Here is a 14,569-nt window from a genome sequence, read left to right as displayed (position 1 = left end):
TGGCAGCCCGATGTTTGGCCGCGCCACATCGACTCGGCAAACCCCCATCGGGTTATCGTGTGAACAATGTCAAGCCCAAAAGTGGTGGTCCCACACACGGCGATCGTGCCCGCTGCCGGGCTTGGTACCCGCTTCCTGCCCGCGACGAAAACGGTGCCCAAGGAGCTGCTGCCGGTCGTCGACACCCCCGGCATCGAGCTGGTGGCCGCCGAGGCGGCCGAGGCGGGCGCCGACCGCCTCGTGATCATCACCTCGGAGGGCAAGGACGGCGTCGTCGCGCACTTCGTTGAGGACCTGGTCCTCGAAGGAACGCTCGAGGCGCGCGGTAAGAAGGCGATGCTCGACAAGGTGCGGCGCGCGCCACAGCTAATCAAGGTCGAGTCCGTCGTGCAGGCCGAACCGCTCGGCCTGGGGCACGCCATAAGCTGCGTGGAGCCCGCCCTGACGTCCGACGACGACGCCGTGATGGTGCTGCTGCCCGACGATCTGGTGCTGCCGACCGGCGTCCTCGAGACGATGGCGAAGGTGCGGGCGCAATACGGCGGCACCGTGTTGTGCGCCATCGGGGTGGCCCCGGAAGAGGTAAGCGCCTACGGGGTTTTCGACGTCGAGCCGGTGCCCGGCGACGACAACCCGGACGTGCTGAAGGTCAGCGGCATGGTGGAGAAGCCCAAGCGCGAGGACGCCCCATCGCTGTTCGCCGCCGCCGGCCGCTACGTGCTCGACCGCGCCATCTTCGACGCGTTGCGCCGCGTCCACCGCGGGGTGGGCGGCGAAGTCCAGCTCACCGATGCGATCGCCTTGCTCATCGCGGAGGGCCACCCCGTGCATGTCGTCGTGCACCACGGATCTCGACACGACTTGGGAAATCCCGGCGGCTACCTCAAGGCTGCGGTTGACTTTGCATTGGACCGTGACGACTACGGCCCGGATTTGCGGCGATGGTTGGTGGCGCGGTTAGGCCTGGCCGAGAAGTAGCCGGCCGATACGCCCGGTCCACCACGGCGCCCGTTCAGGGCAGTGGCGGCGGTGCCCGCCAGGGCATTAGAGGGCAGAGCCCGCCAGGGCAAAGAGGGCAGAGAGGCGCGCTGTGCGTTCTGTTGAAGAGCAGCAGGCCCGGATAACCGCTGCCGCGGTGGCCCCGCGGCCCATCCGGGTGGCCATCGCCGAGGCGCAGGGATTGATGTGTGCCGAGGAAGTGGTCACCGAACGGCCCATGCCCGGCTTCGACCAAGCCGCGATCGACGGCTACGCGGTGCGCAGCGTCGACGTGCTCGGCGTCGGCGAAGTGGGAGCCGACAGCCTGCCCGAGCCACCCGGCGACGCCGAGCTGGACGAAGACCGGCGCGAAGGCCTGGTCCTGCCGGTGATGGGAACCGTCGAGGCCGGCGCGCGCACGCCCAGCCGCCTGCAACCTCGCCAGGCCGCCCGCGTGCACACGGGCGCCCCGCTGCCCACCCTCGCCGACGCCGTGATCCCGCTGCGCTGGACCGACGGCGGGAGCAAGCGGGTGCGGATCCTGCGCGGCGCGCCCTCGGGCGCCTACGTGCGCCGCACCGGCGACGACGTGCAGCCCGGCGACGTCGCGGTGCGCGCCGGCACGGTGATCGGCGCGGCGCAGGTCGGGCTGCTCGCGGCGGTCGGGCGCGAGCGCGTGCTGGTGCATCCACGGCCCAGGGTGACGGTATTGGCCGTCGGCGGTGAACTGGTCGACATCTCCCGCACCCCGGGCAACGGCCAGGTCTACGACGTCAACTCCTATGCACTGGCGGCGGCGGCGCGCGATGCCGGTGCGGAGGTCAACCGCGTCGGCATCGTCAGCAACGACCCCAAGGAATTCCGCGACACCGTCGAGGGTCAGATCAACCGCGCCGAAGTGGTGGTGATCGCCGGCGGGGTCGGCGGCGCCGCGGCCGAGGCGGTGCGCTCGGTCCTTTCCGAGCTGGGCGAGATGGAAGTCGTCCGCGTCGCCATGCACCCCGGATCCGTCCAGGGCTTCGGTCAGTTGGGCCGCGACGGCGTGCCGACGTTTCTGCTGCCCGCCAACCCCGTCAGCGCGCTGGTGGTCTTCGAGGTGATGGTGCGGCCGCTGATCCGGCTTTCGCTGGGCAAGCGTCAACCGATGCGCCGGATCGTGCAGGCCCGCACGCTGTCGCCGATCACGTCGGTCGCCGGGCGCAAGGGCTACCTGCGCGGCCAGCTGATGCGCGACCAGGAGACCGGCGAATATCTGGTACAGGCGCTGGGCGGGCCGCCCGGGGCGTCCTCGCACCTGCTGGCCACACTCGCCGAAGCGAACTGCCTCGTGGTGGTGCCCAGCGGCGCCGAACAGATCCGCACCGGCGAAATCGTCGATGTCGCCTTCCTGGCTCAGCGCGGTTAAGTGCAACGACTCCGCCAGCTCGTGAACCTGTTGCGCACCAACGCCCGTCACCCGGGTTGGCCGCTGGACGTCGGCCCGTTGCGGGTGTCGGCGGGAGTGGTGCGGCTGCGGGCGGTGCGGATGCGCGACGGCGCCCAATGGAGCCGCATCCGGTTGGCGGACCGCGCCCACCTCGAGCCGTGGGAGCCCAGCGCGGACACCGATTGGACGACCCGGCACACGGTCGCCGCGTGGCCGGCGCTGTGCTCCGGCCTGCGTGCCGAGGCCCGGGCGGGCCGCATGCTGCCCTACGTCATCGAGCTCGACGGGCGGTTCTGTGGCCAGTTGACCATCGGCAACGTCACTCACGGGGCGTTGCGGTCGGCGTGGATCGGCTACTGGGTGCCGCGCTCGGCGACCGGGGGCGGGGTGGCCACGGCGGCGTTGGCGCTGGGCCTGGACCACTGCTTCGGTCCGGTGATGCTGCACCGCGTGGAGGCCACCGTGCGGCCCGAGAACGTCGCCAGCCGCGCCGTCCTGGCGAAGGTTGGCTTCCGCCAGGAGGGGCTGTTGCAGCGCTACCTGGAGGTCGACAAGGCCTGGCGGGACCACTTGTTGATGGCCATCACGGCCGAAGAGGTGTCGGGATCGGTCGCGTCGACCCTGGTCCGCGGCGGGCACGCCAGCTGGGTGTGAGCGCGCCGCCCGTGGCGGTCGTGCCGGCGCCGGTATGTGGCTATCGCGACACGAGTGACTCATGGTGCTTGTGGGAGGCAAATTACAGGTGTGTAATTGTCCTGGTCACCTAGACCCGGCCGCGCTGGCCTCCGATGGGCTTCGCGGGATCGGAACCGAAGAGAGCAGGTCGTCATGCCAAGCATTCCGCAGTCACTGTTGTGGATCTCGCTCGTAGTGCTCTGGCTGTTCGTCTTGGTGCCCATGCTCGTCAGCAAACGCGACGCCGTGCGCCGCACCAGCGACGTGGCGCTGGCGACCCGAGTCCTCAACGGTGGCGCGAATTCTCGCTTGATCAAGCGCAGCGGTCCGGCCGCGGGTCATCGCAGCGATCCCAACTGGACGCCGCCGGAAGACTCCGCCGACAGCGAGCTCGACCTCGCCGAGGATGAGAAAGACGAAGAGCACGACACCGAGGAGCTGCAGGCCGCGCGCCCCGTCGTTATGAAGCTCGCGACGCCCGAGCGCACCGAGCCCGACTACCTCGACGTCGATGTCGTCGAGGATTCCCAGGCGCTGCCGGCCGGTGTCGAAGCGATCGTCGAGGACGGACCCGAGGCCGACGAAGCCGACGAGGATTCCGACACCGACGTGGTGGCGCACGCCGGCGACGAAGCCGACGAGGGCTTCGAATACGTCGAGGACTCGTCGGGTCTGGAGCCGGAGGCCGAGGCCGGCGACGAGGAGATGCCGCCGCCGGTCCCGCGGAACGCCTCCCGGCGCCGCCGCTTCGACACCACGACCGCCGCCGCGGTCAGCGCCCGCAAGTACGCCTTCCGCAAGCGCGTGTTGATGGTGATGGCCGTCGTGCTGGTCGGCACGGCCACGGCCGCGTTCAAGATCTCGCCGACCGCCTGGTGGGCGTGCGGCGGCGCCACTGCCGTGACGCTGCTGTACCTGGCTTATCTTCGGCGCCAGACCCGCATCGAGGAGAAGGTCCGTCGCCGCCGGATGCAGCGGATGGCGCGGGCGCGTATGGGCGTGGAGAACGCCTACGACCGCGACTACGACGTGGTCCCGTCGCGGCTGCGGCGCCCGGGCGCGGTGGTGCTGGAGATCGACGACGAAGACCCGATCTTCGAGCACCTGGACTACGCGATGCCGATGCGCAACTACGGCTGGCCCAGGGACTTGCCGCGGGCCGTCGGCGAGTAGCGATCGCATTTCGGCGGTTCGACCCGCGGCTGGTAGCCTGCTAGCGATCAGGGGCTATGGCGCAGTTGGTAGCGCGACTCGTTCGCATCGAGTAGGTCAGGGGTTCGAATCCCCTTAGCTCCACAATTGTGATGTCTCAGGACATCGGAATAGGTCCGAACCCTCGTTTAGGGTTCGGGCTTTTTCTTTGGGCGGCCGGTTGGGGTGTGTCGGGGTTGGTAGTCCCTGGTGGGGTCCAGTGTTAGCTGGCGGATGGGTTCGCCGGTGGCGGCGTTGATGATTCGGATGTCGAGGTCGTGGATGAGGATCAGGACGCGGGTGCGTGCGTGGGTTCGGCCGACGCCGATGTGGTGTAGGCGGCCGGCGTGGCGCAGGGTGAGTTTGCCGAATCGGTCGACGGTGTCGTGGCGGATGCGAAAGTGCGGGCTGGTTTGGCCTGTTGGGTGGGCTTTGGGTCGTGCGTGGTAGGCCTGTTCGGGGGTAGTGGTGCCGGGGTGGGCGCGGTGGGTGCGTTGGGTGTTGTAGATGGTTCGGAATGTGTCGAGCAGGGTTTGCAGTTCGGCGTTGGTGGCGGGGTGGGGTCGAGCTGCTAGCCAGCGTTTGAGGGTTTGGTGGAAGCGTTCGATTTTGCCTTGGGTTTGTGGGTGGTTGGGGTGACCGTTTTTCTGGATGACGCCCAGGCTGGCAAGGAGGCGTTCGAAGTCGTTGTGGCCGTGGGTGAATCGGGATGTGTAGACGGCGCCGTTGTCGGTGAGTGTGGTCGCGGGTAGGCCGTATTGGGTGGTTGTGGCGGTGAAGCTGGCCACGACGTCGGGTCCGGTGACGCGCCGGTAGGCGGTGCAGGCCAGCAAGTAGCGGGAGTGGTCGTCGAGCCAGTTGAGGATTTCGACGTCGGTGCCGTCGGCCAAAGCCCAGTGGGTGAAGTCTGATTGCCAGCATTCGTTGGGTTGCTCGGCAGCAAAGCGGTGGTAGGAGCTTTTGGGGCGTTTGCGTGGTTGTGGGGTGATCAAGCCGTGGTGGTGCAGGATGCGCCGGATAGTGGAAGTGGCCGGCACGGGCAGGTTCTGTTGAGCCAGGTGCCACTGCAGGGTCAGCGGCCCGGCATCTAGCCCCTCGGCGCACAACTTTTCCCGGAGCAACACGATCGCGGCGATGACGTCGTCGGGCACGGCGCGGGGATTGCTGGCCGGGCGCCGCGACCGTGGCTCGACCGCCTCTAAACCGCCCTCGCCGATAGCGGGCGAGGAGTCGATAGATGTGTTGCCGCGAGAGCCCGTAGGCCCGGGCGGCGCCGGTCACTGACCGATGGCCACTAGTGACTTCAAGGACGACCACACGCGCTTTGGACATCCATCATGACTGTCACCTATGACGCGACTCATCGAGCATCGACACAGGTGTAACCCATGACGCGACTCATGTGTCACCTAGATCGCCGAAATCAGACGAACGGAACCACGCAACGACTGCCAGGTCATGATCCGCCGGGCGGACGAAGGCTGTCGGCAAGTGTCCACCGGCGCGGTTTTCTAGCTCCGGACGCCGGGCAGCGGCACCGGTCATCGAATTGAAGTCAATGAGTTTTAGTCATTGACGTCAACTCAGCCGGACGACTAGTGTGATCTCCCGCACAGCGGGTGCACGCAAGCGACAACCGTCACGCGAAGAGCCGAGTACGCCAGCCCGAGTCAAGACGCCGATGGAAGGGGTGCAGCGACGTGACCGCCAACGTCACCACCGATAAGTCGCACGCGGCGCGAAGCTCCATTGGGGAGGCGCCGGTCATCGAATACAGCCAAGCGCACGCTGATCGACGAGGTAATCGGCAGCTCTCGGCGTCTAGTCGAGAACATCCGCCACGCGTTGAAGCGATGACAGCTCTCGTCGATTTTCCGACCGCCTACTGCATCGCAATAGAACACGACGTGGAATGTGAACAGCACGGCGAATGTGACCACATCATCGCCGTTGACTCCGATGATGTTGAGATCGCCGGCGCGCACGGCCTTCGCACAACCTGGGTGGGCTATATCACCGACACCGTGAAGCAGCGCACCGGCATCTGGAATTGCGGCCATGCGATGTTCACTTCCCGGGGAACTGCGATGAGTTGGGTGGAAACCCTGGCGAAGCTGTTCACGCAGCGTCACCGTGCAGGTGGCGTTGCCGCCGCGCAGGCGGTCATTGACCCATTTTCGGACACCGCGGATTAGGTGAGGGGCATGACGCTGGACATCGTGGACGACGCAGGCCCCTCCTCAGGGCAGGTGGCCCGCCAGGCGCTCCTGCTGCCGCGGTTTCCTGGCGGATGGCTCCAGCCCTTGCGCAACGTCGGCGGGTTCTTCGCGACGTCGCTCGATATTTTCGTGGCAATTTTCAAGCGGCCGTTTCCCTGGCTTGAGTTCCTCGAGCAGACGTTATTCGTAGCCAGAGTTTCGACGGTGACCGCGCTGGTCCTGTCGGTTCCGTATGTCGTGACATCAACCTTCATGATTAACGTGCTGCTGACCGAGCTTGGCGCGGCAGACTTGGCCGGCGTCGGCGCCTCGGTCAGTGCGGTTGGTCAGCTCGGCCCCTTCGTGACGGTGATTGTCGTCGCCGGCGCCGGCGCGTCGGCGATGTGCGCCGATCTGGGTGCGCGCACCATACGAGAAGAGATCGATGCACTGCGCGTGATGGGGGTTGATCCCGTTCGCGCACTTATGGTTCCTCGCGTGCTGGCCGCCACGACGGTTGCGCTGCTGCTCTGCTCGCTGGTGACGATCGCCGGACTCGTCGGCGCCTTCCTGTTCTCGGTGTTTTTTCAGCACGTCACTCCCGGGGCATTCGCGTCCGGCCTGACCCTGATCACCGGATCGGGCGACATAATGGTCAATCTCGTCAAAGCGTCGTTGTTCGGCCTGACAGCGGGATTAATCGCGTGTCATCAAGGCACACACGTCACTCGGGGCCCCGCTGCGGTGGGAAACGCGGTCAACGAGACCGTAGTGCTGTCGTTTCTGGCCTTGCTCGTCATCAATGTTGTGGTGACCGCTATCGGCTATGAGGTACTCAAGTGAGCACGAAAGTAGTTGTTTCGCAGCGGTACCCGCGCATCTACAGAAGGGCTGCTGCAGCGCGGGAACGGTGGCGAGAGACCGGTGAGCAGACCCGCTTCTACGGCCAGACACTTTCTTCCCTGATCGACGTGGTCGTCAACTACAGATACGAAGTGCTTCGTCAAATCGCATCGATGAGCTTGGGCACCGGCGCGCTGGCGATGGTCGGTGGGACCGTCGCAATCGTGACTTTCCTCAATCTCTCCACCGGGGGCCTCATTGCCACACAGGGCTACAACCAGTTGTCGATGATTGGGGCGGAAGCACTTACGGGCTTCGCATCGGCATTTATCAACACCCGGTTGATCAGTGTGGGCACAGCTGTCGTCGCATTTTCCGCGACGCTCGGCGCCGGCTGCACCGCGCAGCTGGGCGCCATGCGCATCAACGAAGAGATCGATGCGCTCGAGGTGATGGGGATCCGCTCGGTGTCCTATCTCGCCGGGACGCGCGTGGCAGCCGGCGTCGTCGTGATTGGACCCCTGTATTGCGTTGCGCTGCTGATGGAGTACCTCGCAGCGCGATTTGGCACCACTGTGCTCTACGGGCAAGGGACGGGTGTCTACGACCACTACTTCCACACCTTCTTCGTGCCCGCAGATGTGCTCAACTCCTTTGTGACGGTGACTTTAATGACCGTCATCGTGATGCTCGTTCACAGCTATTACGGCTTCACGGCCACGGGAGGTCCCGCAGGAGTGGGGCGAGCCGTTGGCCGGGCGACCCGGCTTTCGTTGGTTGCCGGCGCCGTGGTGCTGATGTCGTTCAGCCTGGCGCTCTACGGCCACACCGGCAACTTCAACTACGCAGGATAACGCGATGGATAAGGTGATGAGCGGCACCAGGCGCCGGCGCTCCGGGACGCACCGTATCCCCGCCGAGTGGTTAGCCGTGCTGCTGGTGGTCTTGGTGGTCGCTGGCATGGCACTGGCGTTGGGTGCGTTCAACCGCAGTTTCACGCCTACTGTGCCCGTGACGCTGGTGTCCGACCGTTCGGGTCTGGTAATGGAGCCCAACGCCAAGGTGAAGATGCGCGGCGTCATGGTGGGCCAGGTCGCGACGGTGTCCAGCGGCGTAAACAACGCCAGTCTTCGACTGGACCTCGATCCTGATCAAATCCGTTACATTCCGGCCAATGTAGGGGCACGCATCGAGGCGACATCGCTATTCGGGGCGAAGTTCGTCGACCTGGTTTACCCGGACAATCCCAGCCCGCGGCGCTTGACTGCCGGGGCGATGCTGCGATCGCAAAACGTCGCCATTGAGGTCAACACGGTCTTTCAGAACCTTGTGTCGCTGATCAAACAGCTCGATCCGGCCAAATTGAACTCGGTGCTCTCCGCAGTGGCGGAAGGCGTTCGCGGCCAAGGCGAGCGCATCGGTCAATCGATCACCGACACCAATGAGGTGCTGCAGGCCCTGAATCCGCGCGCGGAGACGTTTCGCGCTGACTGGCACGCAGTGGCAGCGGTGGGCGACACATACAGCGCCGCGGCGCGGCACATCATCGACACCTTGGCCGCAGCCACTGTCACCAGCGCGACCGTCACATCGCAGGCGGCTCAGCTTGACGCACTGCTACTCAGCCTGGCGGGGCTGTCGCGCGCCGGAATCGACGTACTCGGACCAACAAAGGACAACCTCATCAAGGCAATCAACCTGTTGGAGCCGACAACAGACTTGCTGATGGATTACAACCCGGAGCTGACCTGCATGCTCGTTGGCGCCGATAAATTGCTTGAATCCCATGTGCCGATGCTTGGCGGCGCCAACGGCAAGTCCCTGGTCATGGACGCCGCCCTGATGCTGGGCGACGACCCTTACAAGTTCCCCGACAATCTGCCCGTGATCAACGCCAAGGGCGGCCCCGGCGGGAAGCCAGGTTGCGGATCGCTGCCGGACGTCGCCAAAAACTGGCCAGTCCGCTACCTGGTCACCGACACGGGCTACGGGACAGGGCTCGACATCCGTCCCAACCCCGGCATCGGGTTCCCCGGATGGTCGAACTACTTCCCTGTGACGAAGGCCGTGCCAGAACCGCCCAGGATCCGGTATCCGGGTGGCCCGGCTCCCGGCCCCATCCCGTACCCGGGCGCCCCGCCATACGGCGCACCCCAATACGCACCTGACGGCACCCCCCTGTACCCGGGTGTTCCCCCGCCTCCCTCCCCGCCCGACGGGGGACACCCGCCTAGCGAACCCTCCTCCGCACCACCGGCTTCGGAGAGCCCCCCCGCCGCCGTGACGCACTAGCCCGAACTACCTACCCTCGATCAGCACAATAGTCGGAAAGGCAATCGCGTTGCACAACAGGGCCTTTGGCACTCTTTGGCGCCTCGCCGTCTACGCCGCGGTCTGCCTCGCGGGCACATTCGCATTGATTGCGATCTACGGGCAGTGGAGGTTCCAGAAGGAGACGACGTACAACGCCGTCTTTAGCAGCGTCAGCGGGCTCAAAGGCGGAAACTTCGTGCGCATCGCCGGTGTCGAGGTCGGCAAGGTCAAGGCAATCAAGATCCAGGACGACGCCACGGCGAAAGTCACCTTCAGCGCGGACGATTCGGTAATCCTCACCCACGGCACTAAGGCAGTCATCCGCTATGACGATCTCATCGGCGGGCGCTACCTGGCCCTCGAGGAGGGCCCGGGTGACCCCAAGAAACTGCCGCCGGGCGCCACCATCGCATTGAGCCAGACCGCACCGGCATTGGACCTTGACGCATTGATCGGGGGGTTCCGGCCGCTATTCCGCGCATTGGACCCCCAACAAGTCAACGCCCTGAGCGGCCAACTCATCGCGGCGTTCCAGGGCGAGGGTCCCACTATCGGATCGATCCTTTCTCAAACCGCCGCGCTGACGAACACCCTTGCTGACCGTGACGACCTCATCGGGCAGGTGGTGGTGAACCTCAACACCGTGCTGGGATCCCTGGGCGACCGCACGGATAAGCTCGGCAGCGCAATCGATTCCCTGTCCCAGCTTGTTCACGGACTCGAGAATCGCAGGCAAGACATCGCCAACTCGGTCGCCTACGCCGATGCCGCCGCGGGCGGCATCGCGGACCTGCTCGCACAGGCCCGGCCACCGCTGCAGAAAGTCGTCCACGAAACCGATCGCACAGCGGGCAACGTGTTGGCAGATCACGATTACTTCGACGACCTCCTCAGGACCCTTCCCGAGGCGTACCAGGTGCTCGGCCGCCAGGGGCTGCAGGGAGACTTCTTCAGCTTCTACCTCTGCGACTTAGTCCTCAAAGTCAACGGCAAAGGAGGACAGCCAGTTTTCATCAAGGTGGCTGGCCAGGATTCAGGCAGGTGCACCCCGCAATGAAGTCTTTCGGTGAACGAAATCCCATCATCATCGCAATTGTCGCGCTGGGGTTGATCGCCGTGGTCGTCGTTGGCGCGTTCAACTACGGCAGCTTGCCGTTCATTCACTCCACGACAACGTATTCGGCGTACTTCGACGAGGCAGGCGGATTGACCACGGGCGCGCCGGTTCAGGTTTCTGGGTTCAAGGCCGGGCAGGTGCAAGACATCACCCTGGACCCTCAAGGCGTGTTGGTGAAGTTCACCGTGGCCGACGATATCCGCCTGGGCGTTGATACGGAGGCGGCGATCAAGACACTGAGCCTGCTGGGCAACAAGGTCCTCGACGTCAGCCCACGCGGCCCAGGGCACCTGCATAGCACCATCCCGATGCAGCGCACCACCTCTCCCTATCAGTTGCCCGACGCGGTCGGCGACCTGACTGCCACCATCAGCGGCCTTAACACGGACCGGTTATCGACCGCCCTGCAAACGCTGTCCGAGACGCTTCGAGACACCCCGCCGCAGCTGAAAGTCGCGGTCGAGGGCGTGGCCCGGTTCTCCGAAACTCTCAGCCAGCGTGACGCCGAACTGCGAAACCTGCTGTCGAACGCGCGCAAGGCGACGACAGTGCTGGCCGAGCGCACCAACAAGATCGTCGGACTCATCCACGACACGAACGCGCTACTGATCTCGCTGCGCCGGCAAAGTGCGGCCCTAGATCAGATCTCCCAGCACATCTCGTCACTGGCCCAGCAACTCCACGGATTCATCAGCGAGAATCGGGGCACGCTCAAACCCGCCCTGGATAAGCTCAACGGCGTATTGGCCACGATCAACAACCGCAAGAGCGAGGTCCAAAAGTCGATCAAAGGCCTGAACACTTACGTGATGTCGTTCGGCGAAGCGCTCTCCTCGGGCCCGTTCTTCAAGGCATATCTGGCCAACCTGGTGCCGGGCCAATTCCTGCAGCCGTTCATCGATGCGGCGTTCTCCGATCTCGGGCTGGACCCGAATGTGCTGTTGCCGTCGCAACGCACCGACCCCCAGACCGGCCAGCCCGGCACACCTCCGTTGCCAATCCCGTACCCGCGCACCGGACAGGACGGTCCACCGAGGCTGAATCTTCCCGACGCCATCACCGGCACGCCGGGTGACCGACCGTGCGGCCCGCCGGGCATCCCACTGCCTGGGCCTGGGTGCTACCCCTACCGTGAACCATCGCCTGCCCCGCCACCGGGCGGGCCACCTCCCGGGCCGCCAGCTCTTCCGCCCGGTCAAACCGGCCCCAAACAACCGGTGCCCAGTCCGGTCTTCGTGCCCGCTCCCGGCGAACCAGGTTCCGCGCCAACCGAACCCAGATCACCAGGGGGGAGTCAATGAGCCGCAGGAATATCATCCGTGTGGTCCTTGCCGTGGCGCTTGTCGCGGTGATCGCAGTCGGCGTGGCCATGGTGGTTCAGGCCGTCCGCGAAGCCAGTCGCATTTACGTCACCGCCTACTTCGACAACAGCAACGGCGTCTTCGCCGGTGACGACGTCCGGATCAGGGGCGTCAATGTCGGCAAGATCGACAGCATCGAACCGCAGCCGAAGCGAGTGAAGATCACGTTCTGGTTCGACGACAAATACCGGGTGCCCGCCGACGCTAAAGCCGTCATCATCTCTCCAACCCTGGTGACCGCTAGGGCAATCCAGTTGACTCCCGCCTACCACGGCGGCCCCGCCATGGCGGACAAGGCCGTGATCCCCGAAGACCGGACAGCGGTACCCATGGAATGGGACGACTTTCGCAAGCAGCTTCAGCGACTCACCGAAATGCTCCAACCCAACCAGCCCGGTGGGGTAAGCACCCTGGGCGCCCTGATCAACACGACCGCCGACAACGTACGTGGCCAAGGCGGCAACATCCGCGACGCCATCACCCGACTCTCCCAGACGATTTCGGCGCTCGGCGACCACAGCTCTGACACGTTCACCACCGTCAAGAACTTGTCCGCCCTGGTGTCGGGTCTGCAAGACAGCACCGATGTGATCAGCCAACTGAACCGGAATCTGGCCGCGGTTACCGGAGCGCTCGCCGATGACCCGCACGGGGTCGGCAACGCCGTCAAGGACCTCAACGACGTTGTTGGCGAGGTACAAACCTTCGTTGCCGACAATAGGGAAACCGTAGGTACCACATCGGACAAGCTGACCGAGCTGTCGCAGACGCTGGTCGAAAGCCTCGATGACATCAAACAATTTCTCCACGCTACGCCCACGGTGACGGCCAATTCCCAGAACCTGTATCAGCCTGCCCAGGGAACGTTGAGCGGAGTCCTGGCCGCCAACAACTTCGCCGACCCGCTGACCTTCCTCTGCGGAGCCATTCAGGCAGCCTCGCGCCTGCGCGCGGAACAGTCAGCCAAGCTCTGTGTGCAATACCTCGCGCCGATCATGAAAAACCGCCAATACAACTTCCTGCCACTCGGCGAAAACTTGTTCGTCGGAGCGGCTGCGCGCCCCAACGAACTGACGTACAGCATCGACTCGATGAGACCGGACTACGTTCCACCGCAGCCTAATCCGGCGGCGCCTGCCGCGCCGCCGCCGGAATCGGGACCCCCAACGATCGTGGCGCCGCCCCCGGCCGCGGCCCCCGCGCCGATCAACGTGCCGCAACCAACCGATCCGGCCGCGGGCTTGCAGGGACTCATGCTGCCGCAAGGACCGGGAGGAGGTTCCTGATGCGGCCGCAATGGCGTCGCCTCCTATCCATATGCCTGGCAATGTGTTTGGCCGCCGGGATGTCAGGATGCGGGTGGCGTGGGGTGAACTCGCTGCCGCTACCGGGCACACAAGGCAGAGGCCCAGGATCATTCACCATCCAGGCTCAGATGCCCGACGTCAACAACATCCAACAGAATTCCCGGGTCCGGGTCGGCGATGTCAACGTCGGCACCGTCACCAAAATCGAACGCCAAGGATGGCACGCGCTGCTGACCATAGCGCTCAACGGTGATGTCAAACTGCCCGCCAACAGCACTGCGACCTTGGGGCAAACAAGCCTCCTCGGTTCACTCCACATCGAGCTCGCGCCGCCGACCGACGCTGCGCCCCAAGGGCGCCTGCACCAAGGCTCCCTGATCCCGTTGGCCTCGGCAGGGACCTACCCGTCAACCGAGCAAACCCTGGCGGCTGCGTCTCTGCTGCTCAACGGCGGTGGACTGGGACAAGTGCAAGACATCACCAAAGCGTTGACCACCGCCTACGGCGGTCGCGAGGATCAGCTGCGCAGTATGCTTGCCCAGCTGGACATCGCCGTCGGCCATATCAACGACGAAAAACACGACATCCTTGCGGCTTCCGACAGCCTTAACAGGCTTCTCGATAAGTTCGCCGCTCAGAAGCCGGTCATCGACAAAGCGCTCGACGCCGTCCCGGGCGCCCTGGCGGTGCTGAACCGCGAGCGCGACACGTTGATTGAAGCAGTTGACCAACTTGGCAAGTTCAGCGCGCTGGCCGCGGATTCCGTGCGTCAAACCAAAGGCGCGATTGTCGCAGAACTCAAAGACCTTGGGCCCGTGCTGGAATCGCTCGCCAACGCCGGACGTTCCCTGACCCGTTCCTTGGGCTTGTATACGACTTATCCGTTCGCCAAGGACAGCCTGAAGAAATGGTTCCGTGGTGACTACGCCAACATCACCCTGGTCGTGGATTTGACGTTGAGCCGAATAGACTCGGCGCTTTTCACCGGCACCCGGTTCGAGTGCAACCTGACCGAGCTCGAGATGCAGTGGGGCCGCACCGTCGGCCAGCTGCCCAGCCCGTGCACTGGCGGCGGCCCCGCGCGCCCGGGACACCGCAAACCTTTCAACCTCGGCAACCCTCTGCTTGCCCCGTACCGTTACGATCAAGGGCCTTAACCG

At 65.1% G+C, this 14,569-nt stretch carries 12 protein-coding genes, 1 tRNA gene and 1 pseudogene; 13 read left to right on the top strand and 1 reads right to left on the bottom strand.

Annotated elements, in window-relative coordinates; all coding sequences use genetic code 11:
* Nucleotides 1-66: 66 nt before the first annotated feature.
* The 5 genes from BRW65_RS00140 (at nucleotide 67) to BRW65_RS00120 (ending at nucleotide 4,375) form a co-directional block, all read left to right on the top strand.
* Entirely contained in the window at nucleotides 67-978 is a 912-nt protein-coding gene (locus BRW65_RS00140) for a UTP--glucose-1-phosphate uridylyltransferase (RefSeq protein ID WP_073869896.1), read from the top strand.
* A gap of 112 nt (nucleotides 979-1,090) precedes the next feature.
* On the top strand, nucleotides 1,091-2,383 hold the full coding sequence (glp, locus tag BRW65_RS00135; protein WP_073869893.1) for a molybdotransferase-like divisome protein Glp: 1,293 nt from the start codon (nucleotides 1,091-1,093) through the stop codon (nucleotides 2,381-2,383).
* 21 nt (nucleotides 2,384-2,404) lie between these two features.
* Complete coding sequence (locus tag BRW65_RS00130) at nucleotides 2,405-3,058, top strand: GNAT family N-acetyltransferase (RefSeq protein ID WP_208611742.1); 654 nt, start codon at nucleotides 2,405-2,407, stop codon at nucleotides 3,056-3,058.
* A 174-nt stretch (nucleotides 3,059-3,232) separates the two neighbouring features.
* On the top strand, nucleotides 3,233-4,252 hold the full coding sequence (gene sepX, locus BRW65_RS00125) for a divisome protein SepX/GlpR (RefSeq protein ID WP_073869890.1): 1,020 nt from the start codon (nucleotides 3,233-3,235) through the stop codon (nucleotides 4,250-4,252).
* A 50-nt stretch (nucleotides 4,253-4,302) separates the two neighbouring features.
* Nucleotides 4,303-4,375: transfer RNA gene (locus BRW65_RS00120), tRNA-Ala, on the top strand.
* Nucleotides 4,376-4,419: 44 nt separating this feature from the next.
* Here BRW65_RS00120 and BRW65_RS00115 read toward each other — a convergent pair.
* A pseudogene (locus BRW65_RS00115) lies at nucleotides 4,420-5,602 on the bottom strand (IS481 family transposase).
* Nucleotides 5,603-5,970: 368 nt separating this feature from the next.
* On the opposite strand from BRW65_RS00115, the gene BRW65_RS00110 reads away from it, so the two are divergent.
* From BRW65_RS00110 to BRW65_RS00075, 8 genes are read left to right on the top strand one after another with little or no spacing between them, the layout of a single operon-like run.
* Nucleotides 5,971-6,465, top strand: a complete 495-nt coding sequence (locus BRW65_RS00110) for a hypothetical protein (RefSeq protein WP_139272795.1) — start codon at nucleotides 5,971-5,973, stop codon at nucleotides 6,463-6,465.
* Between the two features lie 9 nt (nucleotides 6,466-6,474).
* The gene (locus BRW65_RS00105) at nucleotides 6,475-7,311 is read left to right on the top strand and encodes an MlaE family ABC transporter permease (protein WP_084187617.1); all 837 of its coding nucleotides are present in this window, start codon (nucleotides 6,475-6,477) and stop codon (nucleotides 7,309-7,311) included.
* Nucleotides 7,308-8,165 (top strand): ABC transporter permease, encoded by an 858-nt coding sequence (locus tag BRW65_RS00100; protein WP_073869885.1) that lies wholly within the window; start codon nucleotides 7,308-7,310, stop codon nucleotides 8,163-8,165. Before BRW65_RS00105 ends, BRW65_RS00100 begins: the two co-directional genes overlap by 4 nt.
* Before the next feature lie 4 nt (nucleotides 8,166-8,169).
* The gene (locus tag BRW65_RS00095; RefSeq protein ID WP_432206389.1) at nucleotides 8,170-9,603 is read left to right on the top strand and encodes an MCE family protein; all 1,434 of its coding nucleotides are present in this window, start codon (nucleotides 8,170-8,172) and stop codon (nucleotides 9,601-9,603) included.
* A 49-nt stretch (nucleotides 9,604-9,652) separates the two neighbouring features.
* Nucleotides 9,653-10,681: an MCE family protein gene (locus tag BRW65_RS00090; protein WP_073869882.1), complete on the top strand. Its 1,029-nt coding sequence runs from the start codon at nucleotides 9,653-9,655 to the stop codon at nucleotides 10,679-10,681.
* Nucleotides 10,678-12,042, top strand: coding sequence for an MCE family protein (locus tag BRW65_RS00085; protein WP_073869879.1), 1,365 nt, complete (start codon nucleotides 10,678-10,680; stop codon nucleotides 12,040-12,042). The genes BRW65_RS00090 and BRW65_RS00085 overlap by 4 nt, the downstream gene beginning before the upstream one ends.
* Entirely contained in the window at nucleotides 12,039-13,388 is a 1,350-nt protein-coding gene (locus BRW65_RS00080) for an MCE family protein (RefSeq protein WP_073869877.1), read from the top strand. Before BRW65_RS00085 ends, BRW65_RS00080 begins: the two co-directional genes overlap by 4 nt.
* On the top strand, nucleotides 13,388-14,566 hold the full coding sequence (locus tag BRW65_RS00075) for an MCE family protein (protein WP_073869875.1): 1,179 nt from the start codon (nucleotides 13,388-13,390) through the stop codon (nucleotides 14,564-14,566). The genes BRW65_RS00080 and BRW65_RS00075 overlap by 1 nt, the downstream gene beginning before the upstream one ends.
* Nucleotides 14,567-14,569: the final 3 nt, after the last annotated feature.

This window comes from Mycobacterium paraffinicum (genome assembly GCF_001907675.1).
GTDB classification, from domain to species: domain Bacteria; phylum Actinomycetota; class Actinomycetes; order Mycobacteriales; family Mycobacteriaceae; genus Mycobacterium; species Mycobacterium paraffinicum_A.
This window is presented reverse-complemented; position numbering and strand designations above follow the sequence as displayed.